Annotated in this window: 18 protein-coding genes and 1 pseudogene; all 19 read left to right on the top strand. The window is 61.7% G+C overall.

What is annotated here, in order from left to right:
- The 19 genes and pseudogenes from FNL56_RS18370 to rpoB all read left to right on the top strand — a co-directional run bounded on the left by FNL56_RS18370 (position 1) and on the right by rpoB (position 22,182).
- A complete protein-coding gene (locus FNL56_RS18370; RefSeq protein WP_143582221.1) occupies positions 1-1,074 on the top strand; it encodes a hypothetical protein in 1,074 nt (357 codons plus the stop codon).
- Positions 1,074-2,543 carry a hypothetical protein gene (locus tag FNL56_RS18365; RefSeq protein ID WP_143582220.1) on the top strand — a complete coding sequence of 490 codons (1,470 nt, stop codon included), beginning with the start codon at positions 1,074-1,076 and terminating at the stop codon, positions 2,541-2,543. Before FNL56_RS18370 ends, FNL56_RS18365 begins: the two co-directional genes overlap by 1 nt.
- A complete protein-coding gene (locus FNL56_RS18360) occupies positions 2,543-4,648 on the top strand; it encodes a hypothetical protein (protein ID WP_143582219.1) in 2,106 nt (701 codons plus the stop codon). Before FNL56_RS18365 ends, FNL56_RS18360 begins: the two co-directional genes overlap by 1 nt.
- Positions 4,635-4,994, top strand: coding sequence for a hypothetical protein (locus tag FNL56_RS28445; protein WP_246661590.1), 360 nt, complete (start codon positions 4,635-4,637; stop codon positions 4,992-4,994). The genes FNL56_RS18360 and FNL56_RS28445 overlap by 14 nt, the downstream gene beginning before the upstream one ends.
- Positions 4,909-6,345: a terminase large subunit domain-containing protein gene (locus tag FNL56_RS18355; RefSeq protein WP_246661589.1), complete on the top strand. Its 1,437-nt coding sequence runs from the start codon at positions 4,909-4,911 to the stop codon at positions 6,343-6,345. Before FNL56_RS28445 ends, FNL56_RS18355 begins: the two co-directional genes overlap by 86 nt.
- A gap of 385 nt (positions 6,346-6,730) precedes the next feature.
- Positions 6,731-7,906: a zinc-dependent alcohol dehydrogenase gene (locus FNL56_RS18350; RefSeq protein ID WP_143582217.1), complete on the top strand. Its 1,176-nt coding sequence runs from the start codon at positions 6,731-6,733 to the stop codon at positions 7,904-7,906.
- Positions 7,907-8,272: 366 nt separating this feature from the next.
- Positions 8,273-8,464 (top strand): preprotein translocase subunit SecE, encoded by a 192-nt coding sequence (gene secE, locus FNL56_RS18345; RefSeq protein WP_143574307.1) that lies wholly within the window; start codon positions 8,273-8,275, stop codon positions 8,462-8,464.
- 14 nt (positions 8,465-8,478) lie between these two features.
- Positions 8,479-9,009 carry a transcription termination/antitermination protein NusG gene (gene nusG / locus FNL56_RS18340; protein ID WP_143574306.1) on the top strand — a complete coding sequence of 177 codons (531 nt, stop codon included), beginning with the start codon at positions 8,479-8,481 and terminating at the stop codon, positions 9,007-9,009.
- Between the two features lie 154 nt (positions 9,010-9,163).
- A complete protein-coding gene (gene rplK / locus FNL56_RS18335; RefSeq protein ID WP_143574305.1) occupies positions 9,164-9,592 on the top strand; it encodes a 50S ribosomal protein L11 in 429 nt (142 codons plus the stop codon).
- A 5-nt stretch (positions 9,593-9,597) separates the two neighbouring features.
- On the top strand, positions 9,598-10,290 hold the full coding sequence (gene rplA / locus FNL56_RS18330) for a 50S ribosomal protein L1 (protein WP_143574304.1): 693 nt from the start codon (positions 9,598-9,600) through the stop codon (positions 10,288-10,290).
- A 173-nt stretch (positions 10,291-10,463) separates the two neighbouring features.
- Entirely contained in the window at positions 10,464-10,646 is a 183-nt protein-coding gene (locus tag FNL56_RS18325; protein ID WP_143574303.1) for a hypothetical protein, read from the top strand.
- Positions 10,647-10,865: 219 nt separating this feature from the next.
- The gene (locus tag FNL56_RS18320; RefSeq protein WP_143574302.1) at positions 10,866-11,816 is read left to right on the top strand and encodes a 2-hydroxyacid dehydrogenase; all 951 of its coding nucleotides are present in this window, start codon (positions 10,866-10,868) and stop codon (positions 11,814-11,816) included.
- Positions 11,817-11,991: 175 nt separating this feature from the next.
- Positions 11,992-12,456 carry a (2Fe-2S)-binding protein gene (locus FNL56_RS18315; protein WP_143578081.1) on the top strand — a complete coding sequence of 155 codons (465 nt, stop codon included), beginning with the start codon at positions 11,992-11,994 and terminating at the stop codon, positions 12,454-12,456.
- 3 nt (positions 12,457-12,459) lie between these two features.
- Positions 12,460-14,634, top strand: a complete 2,175-nt coding sequence (locus FNL56_RS18310) for a xanthine dehydrogenase family protein molybdopterin-binding subunit (protein WP_143574300.1) — start codon at positions 12,460-12,462, stop codon at positions 14,632-14,634.
- Positions 14,631-15,278, top strand: a pseudogene (locus tag FNL56_RS18305) (Isoquinoline 1-oxidoreductase subunit). The gene FNL56_RS18310 and the pseudogene FNL56_RS18305 overlap by 4 nt, the downstream one beginning before the upstream one ends.
- A 161-nt stretch (positions 15,279-15,439) precedes the next feature.
- Positions 15,440-16,066, top strand: a complete 627-nt coding sequence (locus FNL56_RS18300) for an HAD-IA family hydrolase (protein ID WP_143574298.1) — start codon at positions 15,440-15,442, stop codon at positions 16,064-16,066.
- A gap of 583 nt (positions 16,067-16,649) precedes the next feature.
- Complete coding sequence (gene rplJ, locus FNL56_RS18295; RefSeq protein ID WP_143574297.1) at positions 16,650-17,168, top strand: 50S ribosomal protein L10; 519 nt, start codon at positions 16,650-16,652, stop codon at positions 17,166-17,168.
- A 55-nt stretch (positions 17,169-17,223) separates the two neighbouring features.
- Positions 17,224-17,595 (top strand): 50S ribosomal protein L7/L12, encoded by a 372-nt coding sequence (gene rplL, locus FNL56_RS18290; RefSeq protein WP_143574296.1) that lies wholly within the window; start codon positions 17,224-17,226, stop codon positions 17,593-17,595.
- 420 nt (positions 17,596-18,015) lie between these two features.
- Positions 18,016-22,182, top strand: a complete 4,167-nt coding sequence (gene rpoB / locus FNL56_RS18285; protein WP_143574295.1) for a DNA-directed RNA polymerase subunit beta — start codon at positions 18,016-18,018, stop codon at positions 22,180-22,182.
- Positions 22,183-22,277: the final 95 nt, after the last annotated feature.

Here is a 22,277-nt window from a genome sequence, read left to right as displayed (position 1 = left end):
ATGGCTTCCTTTTGGGATACTCTTTTCGGCGGCGCTGCCGAAAAGGAAGCGGCAGACAAAAACCGCGCGCTTTATTCACAGTATCAGACCGACGGCACGAAGAACCTTGGCAACGGCCTGACGCAATCGCTTGGTTCGCTTGGCACCGGATACGGCGATGCTAATAGCCAGCTTGGGCAGAACCGGGACGTATGGTCCGGCTACGGCGCCACGGCAAACGGCGCGCTCGATAGGGGGCTTTCGTCCTCGCTTGGTGCGCTCGGTCAGGCGCGGTCCGATTATGATCCGTTGGCAGCGCTGGGCCAGAAATACGGGCAGGGCACGTCGCTCTATATGGACTCGCTGGGCGCCAATGGCGCGGCGGGCAATCAACACGCGGTTGACTCCTTCCACGCCGGGCCGGGCTACCAGTTTCAGGTCGATCAGGGCAATGACGCTATTAACCGCCGTCGCGCGGCTGGCGGGATGCTCAATTCCGGTAACGCCGACATTGACGCGATGAAGTTCGGGCAGGGTCTCGCCAACCAGGAATACGGCAACTGGCAGACCAAGCTGGGCGGGTTTATGTCGCCCGAATTGCAGGCCACGTCAGGAGCCGCAGCGGGCCGCGCTGGCGTCAATGGGCAGATCGCAGGGCTATACGGGCAGGACGCCACAAATCGCGTGGGCGTGGCTGGCAGCGTGGCTCAAGGGCAGGCTGGCGCTAACTCGGCCATTGCAGGAAATCTGGCTTCGCTCGGCGCGGGGCAGGCGGGTTTGTACAGTCAAAATGCTTCAGATTTGACCAATCTGGCCGGCTCCGTGACGAGCGGGAACGCGCAAGCAAACAATGCAGAGGCCGCCGGCAAAGCGGCCGGTGCCAAAAATCTTCTTGGTGCTGGAATGTCGCTTGCGACCTTGGCTGCCGGGGGAAATCCCTTCGGCGGAAGTCTCACCGGATCAGGCTTCAGCGGATTAGGCAACACACCGGCGTCTGCTGGCAACTCCGGCGGATTGTTCGCGCGATTGGCTGCGAATGCTCCCGGCAGCGGCAGCGGAATGTTTTTCAATAACTCTCCATGGAGTGTTGGCTAATGCCGATAAACAGCCTTCAGCTTCCTTCGTACGCCGCACCTCAGTCGCTCGATTTCACGTCGTTGGCTAACCTTGGGCAGGTCTATAAAAAATCTCAAAATGAGCAGAAGTTGGCTGAGCTCGGCCAGCAGCTCTCGAACGGATCAATCGACTATCGGACCGCCGCCGGTCAAGTAGCGGGTATGGGCGATATCGGAAGCACTCTAAAGTTCCTTGCCCTTGCAGATGAAAGGAAGCGGCTCGACGACGAGCGTGCTGCGCACCAGGGATTTGCCACCAGCATCGGAGGCATCTTTGGCGGCAATAATCCGGGCGCACCGCCATCGGGTGGGGCAGAACCCCCCGTCAGCCCCACCCCTGCGAGAGAGCGGTCAATAGCACCCCTGCCACTTGGCGGCAGAGCGCCTGTTGCATCGTCTTCGAAAGTATGGGGCGATGATGAGGCCGTTGCTGCCGGCTTGTACGATCCTTTGCCTAACCAGGCGGGCCGTGCATCCCCATCTTCGCTTGGTCAACCCCCGCAAGGCATGGTTCAGGCTGGCGGAATGCCGGCCCAGACTGTTGCACCGTCGCCTTCTAACAATTTCGAGGGCTTGAACGCTTCTCACATTCCAACGCTGGTGCAGGCAGCAATGCACCCCCACCTGCCTGCCGCTGATCGGGAGGTTGCAAAAACTCTGCTCACGAGAGCGCTGGACGGAAGCAAGCCCGACGAAAAGGTGAAGCATCTGCAAGAGCTGGCGCGCGTCAGCGGCTTTCAGGGTACGCCGCTTGAACTTGAAATGCAGCTACGTCGCGCGAGCAAGACCGATGTAACCACCAACATCGACCAGAAAGGCGAGACGGAGGAAGCAAAGGCCGCCGGTAAGGCAGCCGGCGAACGCCGCGCTTCAATGTTCGGTGCTGCCCAGAGCGCCACCACCAATTTGGCGGGTCTCACAAGAGTGCAGACGTTGCTTGATCAGATCGATCAGGGCAAGCTTGAACCGGGGCGGATGACGATCTCTGCATGGGCAAAGTCGCTCGGCGTGAACGACGATTTTGCAAAGTCTCTCGGTCTTAACCCTGAGAAAGTGGGCACTGCCCAGGCGGTGCAGTCGCTCGTCAACGAACTGGTCATTGGAAAGCTCGGTCCAGGTGGATTTCCGTCTAACAACTTCAGTGACAACGATCGTCAATTTCTGACAGATATTTTCCCGAAACTCGGCAACGATACCCGTGCTAACAAAATCATGATTGAGGCTGCCCGCCGCACCCAGAACGCCAATATCGAGCGAATGCTAGACTATCAGTCATGGAAGGATGACCCGACAAACAAGAGCAAGAGCTTTGAAGAGTTCGAGTTCGGCAGGGGACAGCGTGTTTCAAAGATGGATCGCTTTGGTGATTTGCGGAAACAAGCAGAACCGTTCCTGCAGAGTGCAGCACCGACCGGAAGCATCAACGGCATTGATTGGCGGGTGAAATAATGGCGACACTGGAAATTCAGGGCAAGGAAGTCGAAGTCAACGACCGGTTTTTGAAGCTATCGCCTCAAGAGCAGAACGCATTTGTTTCTCAGATTGCGTCCTCGCTCGGCGTCAAGCCTGGCAATGCTGGCGACTCCAAACCCTCAGCCGCCCGCTCGCAAGTTGAAGATGTAGTCAAGGGCATCGGCGGCGGCTTGGTGCGTGGCACTGCAGGCACCATCGGCATGGTGACGGACACCTTGCCGGCCGGCATCAACTGGCTTGCGAATAAGGGCGAGCAGCTTGCCAACTGGGATACGCCCGAGGATCAGGCCCGTCGTGTGGTAGAACGACGACAGAACGTGACCTTTCCGGGCGCATCTGAAGCGCTCAGCACAGGTAACATTCAACACGGTATCGAGACTGTCACCGGGCCCGCCTATGAGCCGACTACGCGCGCCGGCAAGATTGCGAGCCGCGCCGCAGAGTTTGTCCCCGGCGCCATGATCGGAGCGCCCGCCAACATCATGCGCAACGCTGTGGCATTCGGTGCGGTCCCAGGTGCTCTCTCCGAGATCGGCGGACAGACTTTTGAAGGAAGCTCACTTGAGACCCCGGCTCGCATTGCAGGCGGGCTCGCAGGCGGAGTTGGCGCCGCCATCGCAATGCGACCTAACACAGCTGAAAACATGGTCCGGTCCGCAGTAGGCCGGGCGACCTTGCCGCAGATCGACGCCGCAGAGCAGCTTTTCAATCGCGCTCAGCAGATGGGCATTCCGATCAGCCGTCCTGAGGCGCTTCAGTCGATCACGAATGGATCAACCAAGCTTGGCGACTTGCAGCATACCCTCGAGGGTATGGGCGGAATGAAGGAGTTCTATTCGCAGCGGCCGGCGCAGAACGAAGCCGCTGTTGGTCGCACGCTCGATACCATTGCTTCACCGAATCCTAATCCATCAAAGATCGGGCATACTGCCGGTGCTGCCGGCGAAAACGTCGTTACTCAGATCCGCTCGGCGATCAACAACTACACGCGGCCAATGTACGATGCCGGCGGCCAGCATCTTGTCCCGCCCCAAGTTCACGCGGCTATGATGGGCGATCCGCTTTTTGCGGAAACGTTCAATAATATCCGCCGCGACCCCGCGCTGAATGCAATGGTCCAAAATGCGCCAGATCGTTCGGTGCGAATGTATGATGCCGTTGCCAAAGAACTGGAACAGCGGTCGCAGAATGCTGCCCAGCCATTAAACCCACAGGCAAGCCAGGCGGTCGCGTCGGTGACGGGCAGGCTTGGCGGCGACATCAAGGATCTTGCAGTTGCTTCGGAACATGCATCAGCCAATGGTCCGTCTTCATATCAGGCGGCATTGGCAAATCAGACGCGGTTGCGACAGCAATATCTTCAGCCGGTACTGGATGGTCCGATAGGCAAGATTGCCGGACAGGACACGACCACCAAAGCAGCGGTTGAAGCGCTATTTCCGGCTAACCCGCTGCCGAATTCGCAAGATGAAATAGCGCAGACTATGCGCGCTCTTTCCCGTCAGCGCCCCGGTGTTGCGAACGATTTGGTCCGCTCCCATGCCGAGATGACCTTCAACGAGGCTGCACAGCGATTGGTATCTGGTGGTCCCAATCAATCCGGTGGCGCGAAGTTTGCGGCTACACTTCGCGGCAATCAGCAACAGGCGGCTAACCTGGAGGCTTCTGTCCTAGCGCTGCCGAATGGTCAAACCGTATGGCAGGGCTTCAATGAACTGCTGAACGTGATGGAAGCGCAGCAATACAGACAGGCGACGGGCTCGCGGACAGCTTTCAAAATCCCGGGGGTTGAGGATCTGAAGTCCGGTGGTGCAATTAATAATGCCGCCCAGGTTGTCGGCGGCGCCGGTCTGTCACTTCCTCGAAAAATCACCAATACAATTCAGAACTGGAACGTTGGCCGCAACGTTGACGAACTCGCCGACCTCCTGACTTCACCGGAGGCTGCCGACCGCTTTCGGCAATTGGCGAGGCTTCCGCGCGGAAGCACTCAATATATCTCAGTGCTCGGCAGGATTTCGAACATCGCAAACGAAAGCAGGCGTTCGAAAGACGGAGAAAGCAACGATGAGCGACGATAGCAAGCCGATCAAGGCCGGTCAGTTTGTGGCTGGTAATAGCGGGGGTGGGCGAAAGAAGGGCGCACGCAATCGACTGCACGCTGATTTCGTTGTCGGCTTGCAGGAGCACTTTGCGGAGAAGGGCGCAGCGGCCATCGAGATTGTCTATCGGGAGAGCCCGAGGGATTACCTGAAACTGATTGCGAGTGTTCTGCCCAAGGAATTCATCCTTGAGGATGGGCGCCTGGAAAGCATGGGAGACGAAGAGCTTGCAGAATACCTTGCCGAAATTCGACGCATCAAATCTGCCGGAGCTGGAGAAGATCGAAGCGATACTGGCGGCAGAGCAAAGCCGGCGCTTAATTGAAAACCGCCTTCGCTCCTATTCGCCCTATCCCAAACAGCGTGCATTTCACGCCGCTGGCAAAGTGCACCGGGAGCGGCTTTTCATGGCCGGCAACCAGCTTGGCAAGACGATGGCTGGCGGATCGGAGGCGGCAATGCATGCGACCGGCCGCTACCCGGACTGGTGGGATGGCGCAACGTTCAATGAGCCAACGGTTTCGTGGGTGGGCAGTCCCACAGCACTGACGCTCCGCGACAACCCGCAGCGCATTCTCCTGGGCCGCGTCGGCCAACATGGCACCGGCACAATTCCAAAGGATGCCATCCGCGAAGTCGTGCCAGCTCGCGGCGTTGCCGATCTGATGGACACGATCATCGTTAAATGGGGCGGCGGTGGTGACACTCAGGCTGCCGACAGCATCATTGGCTTGAAATCATACGAACAGGGTCGCGAGAAGTGGCAGGGCGAAACGCTGCATTGGCTGTGGTTCGACGAAGAGCCGCCGCCGGCCATTTACACGGAAGGCCTGACCCGAACAAACGTGACGCAGGGGCCGACATGGCTAACCTTCACGCCGTTGCTGGGCGCGTCGGAGGTTGTCCGACGTTTCCTCCTGGAAAAGTCGCCAGATCGCCACATCACGCAGATGACGATCAACGAGGCTGAGCACTATACCGAGGAAGCCCGCGCCAAGATCATTGCCAGCTACCCTGTCCATGAAAGGGACGCTCGAGCTAAGGGCATCCCGATTTTAGGCTCTGGCCGCATCTTCCCGGTTTCAGAAGATACCATCACCGTCGCGCCCTTTGACATTCCCGAACACTGGCACCGGATCGGCGGCATGGATTTCGGGTGGGATCATCCCTTTGCTGCCGTCGAGCTCGCTTGGGATGCCGATCAGGACATCGTTTACGTGATCAAGGCACACCGTCTGCGGGAGGCAACCCCGGTGGTGCACGCGGGCGCCATCAGGATCTGGGGTGCGCTGCCTTGGGCGTGGCCACGAGATGGCCGGCGGGAGACGCTAGAAGGTGCTGGCGTGGCGTTGGCGGATCAATACACAGCTCAGCACCTCAACATGCTGCCAACGCATGCGCAGTTCGTTGACGGCTCGGTGTCCGTCGAGGCCGGCTTAATGGATATGCTGACCCGCATGGAAACCGGGAAGTTCAAGGTATTCGGCACGCTGCTCGATTGGTTCGAAGAGTTCCGGCTTTTCCATCGGAAGGACGGCAAGGTGGTCAAAGAGGGTGACGATCTGATCTCGGCCACCCGCTACGCCATCATGATGCTGCGCTTTGCCGACCAGATTTACCGAAAGGCCCAGCCCCGTCGCCGCCGGTTTTTTGCGGCAGGATGGATGGGGCAATAAGTGCTACCGCTTTGCTACCCAACTGCCTGCGATGGGCTGGGACAAAGCGGGAATAGAGCGGGTTTCAAGATGGCCGAAACCCTTGTAACTCAGGCTCAACGGATCAGGACGCTACTAGCTAGTATCAGGGGAGGCGAACTTCAAAACCGGTTGTCGTAGGTTCGAGCCCTACCGCCCCTGCCATTTCATGGTCCGGTCCCTGGACCCCGTTCCGATCCGGCCTTCGCGGCTGACCGGCGTGCTGCCTTTCCCGATTATCTCCGATATCCGTGACGCCGGCGGCTGCGTTTCCGTGCGCGACGCCGCATCCATCAGAAAGCTACCGGCGCGTGGAACGCGTTCCACGATTGGTTGTTGGCCGCGCATCATTTAATGGAGAGAATTCATGCGCGCGCTTTGCTGGCACGGAAAAGGCGATGTCCGGGTCGATACGGTTCCGGATCCGAAAATTCAACACCCCCGTGATGCCATCATCAAGATCACCGCCTGCGCGATCTGCGGCTCGGATCTGCATCTGCTCGACGGCTATCAGCCGACCATGGAAGAGGGTGACATTCTCGGCCATGAAAACATGGGCGAAGTGATCGAGCTGGGCTCGGAGGTCACCAATCTCAAGATCGGCGACCGTGTCGTAGTGCCGTTCACCATCAGCTGCGGCCAGTGCTTCTTCTGCAGGAAGGGCCTGTTTTCCTGCTGCGACCGCACCAATCCCAATCACGAGATGGCCGAAAAAGCGATGGGCCAGTCGCCGGCCGGCCTGTTCGGCTTCAGCCACATGCTCGGCGGCTATTCCGGCGGCCAGGCAGAGTTTTTGCGCGTGCCAATGGCCGATGTCGGCCCGATCAAGGTGCCGGACAACGTCACCGACGAGCAGGCGCTGTTCCTGTCGGACATCTTCCCGACGGGCTACATGGCCGCCGTCAACGCCCAGATCGAGGACGGCGACACGGTGGCGATCTGGGGCTGCGGTCCGGTCGGTCAGTTCGCCATCCGCTCGGCCTTCATGCTCGGCGCTGGCCGGGTGATCGCCATCGACGAGGTCCCGGAGCGGCTGGCGATGGCGCGTGCCGGCGGTGCCGAGACGATCGATTTCTCGCAGATCGACGTCCATGACGAGTTGATGCGCCTGACCGACAAGCGCGGCCCGGACAGCTGCATCGACGCCGTCGGCGCCGAGGCGGCTGGTCATGGCGCCATCGATGCGGTGATGGACAAGATCAAGGCGGCCACCTTCCTGGCCACCGACCGCGTCCATGTGCTGCGCCAGGCGATCATGGCGTGCCGCAAGGGCGGTACCGTCTCGGTTCCGGGCGTCTATGTCGGCATGGGCGACAATATCCCGATCGGCGCGGGCATGAACAAGGGCCTGACCATCAAGACCGGCCAGACCCATGTGCAGGCCTATACCAAGCCGCTGCTCGAGCGGATCATCAAGGGCGATATCGACCCGAGCTTCGTCGTCACGGACCAGGCCAGCCTCGAGGACGCGCCGGAGATGTACCGCAAGTTCCGGGACAAGGAAGACGGCGTGATCAAGGTGGTGATGCGCCCCGGCCTGTAACCGGGATCAGCCGTGCAGGGCGACGCGATTCGGGAGGGCAGCGGTATCCGCTGCCCTCTTGGTGTTCAGGCCCGTGTCACGCCGACGGCATGGTATGGGTCGGGAACGGCTCATTGGGCCCATCTCGCGGCACGCGGGGGCAGGGACAGTCGCCATATCTGCCCTTGTCTTGACCTTTTGCGGTTGTCGCCTTACAAAGCCGCACTCGCTGTCGGCCCGTTCTACGGACTTCCGACGCGGCTTTGATTTCCCCAGACATACGGGCCCGCTTGGTGCCCCATCCTGAAGATAGGGTGCGGGCGCAAGAGGGCTGTCTGGATTCCCGAAACCTAACAGTCGTCTCACGACGGATGCGGACAGTAAACGATGGCGTTCAGCCCGTTCAAATTCCTGCAGGAAGTGCGCACGGAGACCAACAAGGTCACCTGGCCGTCGCGGCGCGAAACCATGATCACGACCATCATGGTGTTCGTGATGGTGGCGCTGTCGTCGATCTTCTTTTTCGCAGCGGACCTGATCATCCGCTATCTCGTGACGTTTTTGCTCGGCATTCACTAACTCGGAACTGAATTATGAGCATGCGCTGGTATATCGTTCACGCCTACTCCAACTTCGAAAAGAAGGTCATGGAGTCGATCAAGGAGCAGGCCAAGCAACGCGGCCTGGAAGACCTGTTCGAGCAGATCCTGGTGCCGACCGAGAAGGTCACGGAAGTGCGCCGCGGCCGCAAGATGGACACCGAGCGCAAGTTCTTCCCCGGTTACGTGTTGGTGAAGATGCAGCTCACCGACGAAGCCTTCCACCTGATCAAGAACACCCCGAAGGTCACGGGCTTCCTCGGCGCGGAAAACAAGCCGATGCCGATTTCGGAGCCCGAGGCGATGCGCATCCTGCACCAGGTGCAGGAAGGCGTGGAGCGCCCGAAGGCGTCGGTGTCGTTCGAGATCGGCGAGAACGTCCGCGTGGCCGATGGCCCGTTCGCGTCGTTCTCCGGTGTGGTCGAGGAAATCGACGAGGCGCGTTCGCGCGTCAAGGTGGCGGTGTCGATCTTCGGTCGCGCCACGCCGGTCGAACTGGAATTCGGTCAGGTCGAGAAGGTCTGATCGGACGAAGCGCGAGGTTCGCCTCGCGTAGCTAAAGTGCGAAGCACGTCTTCGCATGAGACCTGTGGGAGGAAGAGGGCGGTCGCCAGCCGCTCGTCGACCCAACCACGGGACCTGCAACCGCCGGCCTTCGCCGGCACAACAGGAGTGACACATGGCAAAGAAAGTGACCGGATACCTGAAGCTTCAGGTGCCGGCCGGCGCGGCGAATCCTTCGCCCCCGATCGGTCCCGCGCTCGGTCAGCGCGGCCTCAACATCATGGAATTCTGCAAGGCGTTCAACGCGCAGACGCAGAAGGACGAAAAGGGCACCCCGATTCCGGTGGTGATCACGATCTTCGCCGATCGTTCGTTCACCTTCGCCCTGAAGACCCCTCCGATGTCCTTCTTCATCAAGAAGGCCGCCGATTTGAAGTCCGGCTCCAAGCTGCCGGGCCGCGACAAGGCGGGCTCGGTGACCAAAGCGCAGGTGCGCGAGATCGCCGAAACCAAGATGAAGGATCTCAATTGCGACAGCATCGAGTCAGCCATGAGCATGGTTGAGGGCTCTGCCCGTTCGATGGGTGTCGAGGTGGTGGGGTAACGATCATGGCAATTGGAAAACGTTTGAAGGCCGCCCGCGAGGGCATCGATCGTGAGAAGCTCTACACGATCTCCGAAGCGATCAAGATGATCAAGGAACGCGCGAAGTCGAAGTTCGACGAGACCATCGAAGTGTCGATGAATCTCGGCGTCGATCCGCGTCACGCCGATCAGATGGTTCGTGGCGTCGTCTCGCTGCCGAATGGCACCGGCCGCACCCTGCGCGTCGGCGTGTTCGCCCGTGGGCCGAAGGCTGACGAAGCCCGTGCCGCTGGCGCCGACGTCGTCGGTGCCGAGGACCTGGTGGAGAAGGTGCAGAATGGCGAAATCAACTTCGACCGCTGTATTGCTACCCCTGACATGATGCCGCTGGTCGGTCGCCTTGGTAAGGTGCTCGGTCCGCGCGGCATGATGCCGAACCCGAAGATCGGCACCGTGACGATGGACGTCACCGGCGCGGTCAAGGGTGCCAAGGGCGGCTCGGTCGAGTTCCGCGTCGAGAAGGCCGGCATCGTGCAGGCCGGCATCGGCAAGGCCTCGTTCTCGGAAGAGAAGCTGGTCGAAAACATCAAGGCGCTGGCCGATGCCGTCGCCAAGGCGAAGCCCGCGGGCTCGAAGGGCACTTACGTGCAGCGCGTCGCGGTGTCCTCGACCATGGGTCCGGGCATCAAGGTCGAGCCGAGCACCGTGCTCGTCTAAGCCTTAAGCCAGGCTGACTATCAAAGGGGCGGGACCGGGCAACCGGTTCCGCCCCTTTCGTTTGACCGGGGAGGTGCGGACCGCGAAATTATCGTTGCATTAACCATGCGGTCGCAAGCTTGCGCCACGCGCCGCCTTGCCCGGCGCATCCGGCAGGGCAATGGCGCCGTGTCATGGCTGACATTCTGACCTTCGTAAGGAATACTCCGCGATCGGCGCGCGCCCGACGGGCAGCTAAAGATGCCGGCGAAATCGTTGTCTTCCCCGGCGCCAGTGTCGGGATGCTCCAGGCGCTGTGGGATCGTCCGGAGGACGAACTCGTCGCCACCGCCCTCGACGGTCGCACCGACAATTGATGACAATTGATTCTGTGATTTTTGGCGGGCGCGTCTCGCCGCGAGCCCAGCACCGGCGTCACCCGGCCATGATCGCGGGGCGGGGTGCTTTCCTGCCGGATCTCTCCTAGACATATCGAACGTACAGGCGGCCTTGCGGTGTTCGGCACTGCAGGGCCCTGAGGGGCGGAATCGCACAGCCGGTTCCGCCCTCTTGTTTGATATTCAAGGGAATGCTCGATGGCCGACAAGGTTCTGATCTATTCGCGGTTCCCCAAGACCTTGATGAAGCGGATCGGCGATCGCTTCGACCTGATCGATGCCGCCGGCAAGAAGCCGGCCGAGATGTTTTCGGCGGACGAACGGAAGGACGTCCGCGCGTTGATCACCGCCGGCGGCCAGTCGCTGAGGGGCGACGTGATGGATTCGCTGCCCGCGCTCGGCGCGATCATCTGCTACGGCACCGGCTATGACGGCGTCGACTTCAAGGCGGCCGGCGAACGCGGCATCGTGGTCGGCAACAGCCCCGGCGCCAATGCCGCCTCGGTCGCCGACCTCGCGCTGACCCTGATGCTGGCGGCGACGCGGCGCATTCTGCCGGCCGACGACTATCTGCGCGAGGGCGGCTGGTCGTCGGCGAAGCCATCGCCGCTGATGGCGCCGCTGCCCGGCAATCCCGGGCGGAAAGTCGGCGTCTACGGCATGGGCGAGATCGGCCGCAAGATCGCCTCGCGCGTCGCGGCGTTCGAAACCGAGGTCGCCTATTTCAGCCGCAGCCAGCACGACGTTCCGTACCGGTACATGGCCTCGCTCGAGGCGCTGGTGGAATGGTGCGACGTGCTGATGGTGGCGGTGCGCGCAGGGCCGGACACCCAGCACATCATTGATGCCGACATGCTGAAAAAGCTCGGCCCGAACGGCTATGTGGTGAACATCTCGCGCGGCTCGGTGATCGACCAGGCGGCGCTGGTCGCGGCGCTGACCGACAAGACGATCGCGGGTGCCGGCCTTGACGTGTTCGAGAAGGAGCCGCACGCGCCGGACGCGCTGACCGCGCTGCCCAACGTGGTGCTGACGCCGCATATCGGCGGCCACACGCTGGATTCGCATGTCAGCATGCAGGACTGCGTGATCGCCAACCTCACCGCTTATTATGCAGGCAAGCCGCTGCCACACCCGGTCGTGGTGTGATCTTGGCGCGACGCGCCCAGATGGTCCGCGCCGCAAGATCCGCACGCGATACTTTCGTGAACGATCGGTACACAACTATGTGAGTGTCTGAATTCGCAATCCCGTTGTAGAGGTCCTTGGCAATCTAGAACCTATCGAATGTAGGCGTACATTCGATCGACCAAGGACATCAGCGATGGCTGCGTTCGCGCTCAAGATAAATGGTCAGACCCGTCAGGTCGACGTCGACCCCAATACACCTCTGCTCTGGGCGATCCGCGACGGCGCGGGTCTGATGGGCACCAAATATGGCTGCGGCGTCGCGCAATGCGGCGCTTGCACGGTCTATGTCGACGGCCAGCCGATGCGATCCTGCTCGCTGCCGGTCTGGGCGGTAGGCAGCAGCGAGGTCACCACCATCGAGGGCCTCGATAGCAAGGAGGCCAAGGCGGTGCAGGCGGCCTGGGCGGCGCTCGACGTGCCACAATGCGGCTACTGCCAGTCCGGCCAGGTGATGAGCGCCGCAGCCTTGCTCAACCTCAACCCGAAGCCATCCGACGATGACATCGACCTGGCGATGAACGGCAACATCTGCCGCTGCGCCACCTATGTCCGTATCCGCGCTGCGATCCACAGCGCTGCCAAGACGCTGGAGGGTTGAGCCATGACCGTGCATGACAAGGCTATCACCACGCTGTCGCGTCGCTCGCTGCTGAAGGCCGGCGCTGGCCTCGCCATCGGCGCCTATATCGCGCGCGGCGGCCGTGCCTTTGCACAGGCTCCGGCCGCGCCGGCCTATAACATCGCGCCGAACACCTTTGTGATCATCAGGCCGGACAACACCGTGACGGTGCTGTGCAAGGGCCTGGAGTTCGGGCAGGGGCCGTTCACCGGCATGGCGACGCTGGTCGCCGAGGAACTCGACGCCGACTGGTCGCAGATGCGCGCCGACCACGCGCCGTCCAATCCGGCCTTGTACAAGAATCTCGCTTTCGGCCTGCAGGGCACGGGCGGCTCCACCGCGATTGCCAATTCCTACATCCAGATGCGCCAGGTCGGCGCCGCCGCGCGCCAGATGCTGGTCGCTGCCGCCGCCGATGCGTGGCAGGTGCCGGCCGATCAAATCACCGTCGAGAACGGCGTGATCAAACATGCGTCGGGCAAGCAGGGCCGGTTCGGCGAGTTCGCCGACAAGGCGATGGCGATGCCGGTGCCGGCGGATCCGAAATTGAAGGACCCGGCGCAGTTCAAGCTGATCGGCAAGGAGGGCGCGGTGAAGCGCCTCGACAGCGCCGACAAGGCCAACGGCCGTGCGTTCTTCACGCTCGACATCAACGAGCCCGACATGCTGACGGTTCTTGTCGCGCGCTCGCCGAAGTTCGGCGGCACGGTCAAGTCGTTCGACGCCACGGCCGCCAAGGCGATCGCCGGCGTGGTCGACGTCAAACAGGTGCCGACCGGCGTCGCGGTCTACGCACGCGGCTTCTGGCCCGCCAAGACCGGCCGCGACGCGCTGAACATTGTGTGGGACGACAGCAAGGCCGAGACGCGCGGCTCCGCGCAATTGCTCAGCGAGTTTCGCGCGCTGTCGAAGACGCCGGGCAAGCTGGTCCGGGCGGAAGGCCAGTTCGAGCAGTCGATGGCCAAGGGCGGCCGTGTCGTCGAAGTGGAGTATGTGTTCCCGTATCTTGCGCATGCGGCGATGGAGCCGCTCAACGCCTACCTGAAATGGGATGGCGACAGCGCCTATGCGCGCTACGGCTGTCAGTTCCCGACCCCCGATCACCAGGCGATCTCGAAAGTGCTCGGCCTGCCGATGGAGAAGGTGAAGATCGAAGTGCTGATGGCCGGTGGCAGCTTTGGCCGCCGCGCCCAGCAGACGACGCACCAGGCCATCGAGCTGGCCGAAGTCGCCAAGGCGATCGGGCCGGGCCGCGGCGTCAAGCTGGTCTGGACCCGCGAGGACGACATGCGCGGCGGCTATTACCGGCCTTACAGCATCCACCGCATGCGCGGCGCGGTGCGCGACGGCAAGATCGAGGCCTGGAGCGACACCATCGTCTCGCAATCGATCATGAAGGGCTCGTTCTTCGAAGCGGTCATGTTCAAGGATGGCCTCGACCCAACCTCCTATGAGGGCTCGCACGACATTCCCTACGACGTCGACAACTTCCAGTGCGACATGCACCAGGTCGACGTCGGCGTGCCCGTGCTGTGGTGGCGCTCGGTGGGCCACACCCATACCGGCTATGCGGTCGAGGCGTTCGTCGATGAACTGCTTGAAGCCGCCGGCAAGGATCCCGTCGAGGGCCGTCTCGAACTGCTCAGCAAGAAGCCGCGCCATGCCGGCGTGCTGAAGGCGGTTGCCGAACTCGCCGACTGGAAGAACTACAAGGTGCCGGACGGCCGCGCCCGCGGCGTCGCGGTGGTCGAGAGCTTTAACACCTTCGTCGCGCAGGTCGTCGAATTGTCGATCGGCGAGGACGGCCCGAAGGTCCACAAGGTGTGGTGCGCGGTGGATTGCGGCGTTGCCGTCAACCCCGACATCATCCGCGCGCAGATGGAAGGCGGCATCGGCTTCGGCCTCGGCCATATCCTCTATGCCGAGCAGACGCTCGACGCCGGGCGTCCGGTCAACGGCAATTTCGACACCTATCGCTCGCTGCGCATCAACGAGATGCCGGCGATCGAAGTGGTTATCGTGAAATCCACCGAGAAGCCGAGCGGCGTCGGCGAACCCGGCGTTCCGCCGCTGGGACCGGCGGTCGCCAACGCGATGGCCAAACTTGGAGTAGGGCGTCCGCGCCAATTGCCGATCGTACCGGGAGCTTCCGCATGAGCCTGTTCAGGAACTCGATGCTGGCACTCGTCGCCGGCACCCTCGCAGCCGGCCTGCTGGCTTTCGTCGCCCCGGGTTTTCAGGCCGACGCGGCCACCGGGTCCGCGGCCAATGCCGCTTCGCTGCAGCCGGTCTCGGCCTTCGCCGGCATCAAGAACAAGAACGAGCGTTCGCTCGCGCTGTTTCAGGAAGTGGGCCGGGTGATCCAGTCGCCGCGCTGCATGAACTGCCATCCGGCGACGGAGCGTCCGACCCAGACCGACAAGATGCGCCCGCACATCCCGCTGGTTGTCCGCGGTGAGGGCGGGGTAGGCGCCGCCAGCGGCTTGGCCTGCGCAACCTGCCACCACGAGGCCAATTTCGATGCCGCCAACGTGCCGGGTAATCCGAAATGGGCGCTGGCGCCGATCGAGATGGCCTGGCAGGGCAAGACGCTCGGCCAGATCTGCGTCCAGATCAAGGACAAGGAGCGCAATGGCGGCAAGGACATGGCTGCCTTGATCAACCATATGGCGGAAGACGAACTGGTCGGCTAGGGCTGGAACCCCGGCGGCAACCGCACCCCTGCACCGGGCACGCAAAAGCAGTTCGGCGAGCTCTTCAAGGCCTGGGCCGATTCCGGCGCGGTGTGCCCGAAGGGGTAGCTGAACTTGTAGGGTGGGCAAAGGCGCCCTTGCGCCGTGCCCACCTGCCGAAGAAGTGGTGGGCACGCGCCATCGCGCTTCGCGCGCTGGTGACTTTGCCCACTACGGTCTGCGATCCAAGAGCATTTGCCCCGTTGCCGTCGCTTCGCTAAACGACGGCGATGACATCCTTGCTCGCGCCCCATTCCGCCGATGCGCTGCTGTTCGACATCGGCCGCGTCGTGATCGATTTCGACGTAGACCTGACGCTGGCCGCCTGGGCCGCTCATGGCGACTGTCCGCTGGCTGAGCTTGCGACGCGTTTCGTTAGCGACGAGACGTTCTGGCGCTACGAGACCGGCAAGTTGTCGGATACGGAATTTTTCGCACTGGTCAGGACCTCGCTCGGAATCGAGATTTCCGAGGCGCAACTGCTGGAAGGCTGGAACGCGACCTTCATCGGCGAGATGGCCGGCATCGCGCCGCTGCTTTCACGGGCGGCGCAGCACCTGCCGCTATACGCGTTCTCCAATACCAACCGCGCGCATGTGGAGCATTTCTCGCAGCATTATGCCGAGGTGCTCAGGCCATTCCGTGAGATATTCCTGTCCTCGACCATAGGGTTGCGAAAGCCCCAAGCGGAGGCCTACCGCCATGTGGTCGAGGCGATCGGCGTCCCCGCCGGCCGCATCGTGTTCTTCGACGATTTAAGCGAGAATGTCGAAGCCGCCCGGGCGGTCGGGCTCCAGGCGGTCCATGTCCGCTCGTCGGCCGACGTGGCGACCGCGCTCGACGCGCTGGGACTGTAGGGCTGGTTCCGCGGCGGGCATCCCCAGCATAAAACGTGCCGCGGAACAAATTTGCCCTTGGCAATTGCAGCGCGACTCGTTAAACATCCGGCTTCCGGACGTGCTGGCGACAGCTGGCACGTCTGTGTTCGCATCCGACAACCCACATCGTCAGGAGACCATTCTTTCAGGCTGTCCGCATGGATTGCTCGACGGAAAGGCCAACCGACGCGGGTTCACGAGGCGGGCAGGGGTCTTGGGGCAGCCAGCAATGGCAAGCCGATGATCTCGATCCTGTCCAAGACTGCTGGCGCCCAAGATAAACTAGCGAGAGAAACGCAAGTTTTTCAACGGCTTAATCCTCAAGCCAGCATAGACGGGTGAAGACCGGATCGTCAGCGCCGCGCAAGCGGCGTACCGCGTATCCAGTTCGAACCTCGACACTCCCCTGCTGGTGACGGCGCGGGAAGGGCAGGCTTTTCAAATATCGTCTCGCCCGACGTGTCTCATAGATCGTGTGTCTTGAGGTCAGGTTGCGGGCGGGTCGGTGGGTGTAACCCGGCGGTCCTGCCATGCAGAGGCCGCCAACCGGAGAGAGCTTGCTGTGGAAAGAGCGGCAAAAAAGGACGCGGTCGAAGCGCTGAACGGTCTGTTCAAGACCACCAGCGTTGCGGTCGTCGCCCATTATTCCGGCCTCACCGTCGCCCAGATGCAGACTCTGCGTACGCAGATGAAAGCCGCTGGCGCCTCGGTCAAGGTCTCGAAAAACCGTCTCGCCAAAATTGCTCTTGAAGGCACGGACGTCGTTGCCATTGGGTCCCTTCTGAAGGGTCCCACCGTGATCGCCACTTCTGACGATCCGGTAGCGGCACCGAAGGTTGCCGTCGAATTCGCCAAGGCAAACGAGAATTTCGTTATTCTCGGCGGATCGATGGGTAAAACCGTCCTGAGCGTCGACAGCGTCAAGGCCCTGGCCGCGCTGCCCTCGCTCGACGAACTGCGCGCCAAGATCCTGGGTCTCCTCGTGGCACCCGCGACCAAGATCGCTCAGCTGTCGACTGCGCCTGCGTCCAAGCTCGCACGCGTTGTTCAGGCCTATGCCTCAAAGAGCGAAGCGGCCTGACGCCCTTCGCATTCAAACCCTGGTTCGAACTAGATACGCTTAAGGAAACAAGACAATGGCCGACCTCAATAAGATCGTTGAAGAACTCTCGAGCCTGACCGTGCTCGAAGCTGCCGACCTCGCCAAGCTGCTCGAAGAAAAGTGGGGCGTGTCTGCCGCTGCTGCCGTCGCTGTTGCTGGCCCTGCCGGCGCTCCGGCTGCTGCCGCTGAAGAGAAGACCGAATTCACCGTCATGCTGACCGCTGCCGGCGACAAGAAGATCGAAGTCATCAAGGAAGTCCGTGCGATCACGGGTCTCGGCCTCAAGGAAGCCAAGGACCTGGTCGAAGGCGCTCCGAAGGCTGTCAAGGAAGGCATTGCCAAGGACGAGGCCGAGAAGGTCAAGGCTCAGCTCGAGAAGGCTGGCGCCAAGGTCGAACTCAAGTAAGACTTCAAAACGATCCCGGGAGGCGAGCTTCGGGTCGCCTCCCGGACCTTTTATGTCCGTACACAGGAATGTGTGGGGATTTCTTGGAACAACCCTCGAATCTCCATTATTGCCATCCCATATCGGGACGACAGCACGAAAGCACGGTTTGACAGCAGGAATGACGACGTTTCTGTCTAAGCCGTTGGGAGATATGCAATTTCGGGCTTTTTCAGTCCGTAACTAGACGGTTCAGACGGGCAGGGTGCAGCCAGGCATCCCGCGCGTCGTTTTGCGTTCTGCGATTCGCGCCTTCGATTTCAGGACTTTGGTCCTGATATTGGGCGCAACGACCGGAGCGTTTGGAAATTCAACCCGGGGGCGACGCCAGTCGCGCTTCGGAAGGTTCGCCCGTTACGGGCGACGCAATGAGAGGCCAAGATGGGTCAGCAGACGTTCACAGGTCGCAAGCGCGTTCGCAAGTTCTTCGGTCACATCAAGGAAGTCGCAGAAATGCCGAACCTCATTGAGGTTCAGAAGGCATCCTACGACCAGTTCCTGATGGTTGACGAACCCGAAGGTGGACGCCTCGACGAGGGTCTGCAGGCGGTATTCCGGTCGGTGTTCCCGATCTCGGACTTCTCCAGCACCTCGATGCTGGAATTCGTTCGCTACGAATTCGAGCCGCCGAAATACGACGTCGACGAGTGCCGCCAGCGCGGCATGACCTATGCTGCGCCGCTGAAGGTGACGCTGCGCCTGATCGTGTTCGATATCGATGAAGAAACCGGCGCCCGCTCCGTCAAGGACATCAAGGAGCAGGACGTCTACATGGGCGATATCCCGCTCATGACCATGAACGGCACCTTCGTCGTCAACGGCACCGAGCGCGTCATCGTCTCGCAGATGCACCGTTCGCCGGGCGTGTTCTTCGACCACGACAAGGGCAAGACCCATTCCTCGGGCAAGCTGCTGTTCGCCGCCCGCGTCATCCCCTATCGCGGCTCCTGGCTCGACATCGAATTCGACGCCAAGGACATCGTGTTCGCCCGCATCGATCGTCGCCGCAAGATTCCGGTGACGTCGCTGATGTTCGCGCTGGGTCTGGACGGCGAAGAAATTCTCTCGACGTTCTACAACAAGATCGAGTTCAAGAAGATCAAAGAAGGCTGGCGCGTGCCGTTCGACGCCGCGCGTTTCCGCGGCTACTCGACCGTCAACGATCTGATCGATGCCGACACCGGCAAGGTCGTGCTCGAAGCCGGCAAGAAGCTCACCGTGCGTGCCGCCCGTCAGCTCGTCGAAAAGGGCCTCAAGGCCCTGTTGATGACCGACCATGATCTGGTCGGCAATTACCTCGCCGAAGATCTCATCAACAACAAGACCGGCGTGATCTACGCCGAAGCCGGTGATGAGATCACGGGCAAGGAAAAGACCAAGGGCGACGATAAGGAAATCGAGCTGTTCATCGGTACGACGCCGATGAAGGAGCTGGTTGAGGCGGGCTACAAGGACCTGCCGCTGCTCGACATCGACCACGTCAACATCGGTGCCTACATCCGCAACACGCTGGCCGCCGACAAGAACATGACGCGGGAAGACGCGCTGTTCGACATCTACCGCGTGATGCGTCCGGGCGAGCCGCCGACCATCGACTCCGCGCAGAACATGTTCCAGTCGCTGTTCTTCGACAGTGAGCGCTACGACCTCTCCGCGGTCGGCCGCGTCAAGATGAACATGCGCCTCGAGCTGGACGCGCCGGACACCCATCGCACGCTGCGCAAGGAAGACATCCTCGCCGTCATCAAGACGCTGGTGGACCTGCGCGACGGTAAGGGCGAAATCGACGATATCGACCATCTCGGCAACCGTCGTGTGCGTTCGGTAGGCGAGCTGATGGAAAATCAGTACCGCGTCGGCCTCCTGCGCATGGAGCGCGCCATCAAGGAGCGCATGTCGTCCGTCGACATCGACACCGTGATGCCGCAGGACCTGATCAACGCGAAGCCGGCGGCTGCCGCCGTTCGCGAATTCTTCGGCTCGTCGCAGCTGTCGCAGTTCATGGATCAGACCAACCCGCTGTCGGAAATCACCCACAAGCGCCGTCTCTCGGCGCTTGGACCGGGCGGTCTGACGCGCGAGCGCGCGGGCTTCGAAGTCCGCGACGTTCATCCGACGCATTACGGCCGCATCTGCCCGATCGAGACGCCGGAAGGCCCTAACATCGGTCTGATCAACTCGCTCGCCACCTTCGCGCGCGTCAACAAGTACGGCTTCGTCGAAACGCCCTACCGCAAGGTCAAGGACGGTCGCGTCACCGACGAGGTCGTGTACCTCTCGGCGATGGAAGAGGGCCGCTACCACGTCGCGCAGGCGAACGTGGCGCTCGACGCCAAGGGCAAGTTCACCGAAGACCTGATCATCTGCCGTCACTCCGGTGACGTGCTGCCGGTCACGGCCGACAAGGTCGACTACATGGACGTGTCGCCGAAGCAGCTTGTTTCGGTTGCCGCGGCGCTGATCCCGTTCCTCGAGAACGACGACGCCAACCGCGCGCTGATGGGCTCGAACATGCAGCGTCAGGCCGTGCCTTTGGTGCGCGCCGAAGCCCCGTTCGTCGGCACCGGCATGGAAGCCGTCGTGGCGCGTGACTCGGGTGCTGCGATCGCGGCGCGCCGTTCGGGCGTCATCGACCAGATCGATGCGACCCGCGTGGTTATCCGCGCGACTGAAGATCTCGACCCCACCAAGTCGGGCGTCGATATCTACCGTCTGATGAAGTACCAGCGCTCCAACCAGTCGACCTGCATCAACCAGCGTCCGCTGGTTCGCGTAGGCGACAAGGTGGCCAAGGGCGATATCATCGCGGACGGTCCGTCGACCGATCTCGGCGAATTGGCTCTCGGCCGCAACGTGCTGGTCGCGTTCATGCCGTGGAATGGCTACAACTTCGAGGATTCCATCCTGCTCTCCGAGCGGATCGTGAAGGACGACGTGTTCACGTCGATCCATCTCGAAGAGTTCGAAGTCATGGCTCGCGATACCAAGCTCGGGCCTGAGGAAATCACCCGCGATATTCCGAACGTGTCGGAAGAAGCGCTGAAGAACCTCGACGAAGCCGGCATCGTCTACATCGGCGCCGAAGTCCGCGCCGGCGACATCCTGGTCGGCAAGATCACCCCGAAGGGCGAAAGCCCGATGACGCCGGAAGAAAAGCTTCTGCGCGCCATCTTCGGTGAAAAGGCGTCCGACGTTCGCGATACCTCGCTCCGCGTGCCGCCCGGCGTGCAGGGCACCATCGTCGAAGTCCGCGTCTTCAACCGGCACGGCGTCGACAAGGACGAACGCGCTTTGGCGATCGAGCGGGAGGAAATCGAACGCCTCGCCAAGGATCGTGACGACGAGCAGGCCATTCTTGACCGTAACGTCTACGGCCGTCTTGCAGACCTGCTCGAAGGCAAGGTCGGCATTGCCGGTCCGAAGGGCTTCAAGAAGGACAGCAAGGTCACCCGTGCCGTGCTCGAAGAGAGCCCGCGTTCGCAGTGGTGGATGTTCGCCACTTCGAACGACAAGCTGATGACCGAAATCGAAGCGATGCGGAAGCAGTACGACGAGTCGAAGAAGGGCCTTGAACAGCGCTTCCTCGACAAGGTCGAGAAGCTGCAGCGTGGCGACGAACTGCCGCCCGGCGTGATGAAGATGGTCAAGGTCTTCGTCGCGGTGAAGCGCAAGATCCAGCCCGGCGACAAGATGGCCGGACGTCACGGCAACAAGGGCGTGGTGTCGAAGATCGTTCCGATCGAAGACATGCCGTTCCTTGAAGACGGGACCCATGCGGACATCGTGCTGAACCCGCTCGGCGTGCCGTCGCGCATGAACGTCGGTCAGATTCTCGAAACGCATCTCGGCTGGGCTTGCGCCGGCATGGGCAAGCGGATCGGGCAGACCATCGACGCCTACTACGCGAAGCAGGATCTGAAGCCGCTCAAGGACACGCTGAAGAAGATCTACGGCGACGACGAAGTCATCAAGTCGCTGGACGATGCCGAACTCCTTGAGTTGGCTCGCAACCTGAAGCCCGGCGTGCCGATTGCAACGCCGGTGTTCGACGGGGCGAAGGAAGCCGACATCGAAGAGATGCTGAAGATGGCAGGCCTGGATGCGTCCGGTCAGTCCACCGTCTATGACGGCCGGACCGGCGACCAGTTCGATCGCAAGGTGACGGTTGGGTACATCTACATGCTCAAGCTGCACCATCTCGTGGACGACAAGATCCACGCGCGTTCGATCGGTCCGTACTCGCTGGTTACCCAGCAGCCGCTGGGCGGCAAGGCACAGTTCGGCGGACAGCGTTTCGGCGAAATGGAAGTGTGGGCGCTCGAGGCTTACGGCGCGGCGTATACGCTCCAGGAAATGCTGACCGTGAAGTCGGACGACGTCGCGGGCCGTACCAAGGTCTACGAAGCCATCGTGCGCGGCGACGACACGTTCGAGGCCGGTATTCCGGAATCGTTCAACGTGCTGGTCAAGGAAATGCGCTCGCTGGGTCTCAACGTCGACCTGCACAACTCGAAGCAGGCGCCGACCCCGTCGGAAGCAGCCGAATAATCTGACAGCGACTGCCCGGCCTTCATGGCCGGGCATCCGCGCTCTGCCCGGACGTGAGCAGAGTGCGTGGCGACCCTGAGAAATTCGAATTTGCT

This window comes from Tardiphaga sp. vice304 (genome assembly GCF_007018905.1).
Taxonomy (GTDB): domain Bacteria; phylum Pseudomonadota; class Alphaproteobacteria; order Rhizobiales; family Xanthobacteraceae; genus Tardiphaga.
Note: the sequence above shows the minus strand (reverse complement) of the source record. Positions and strands in the feature narration are given on the sequence as shown.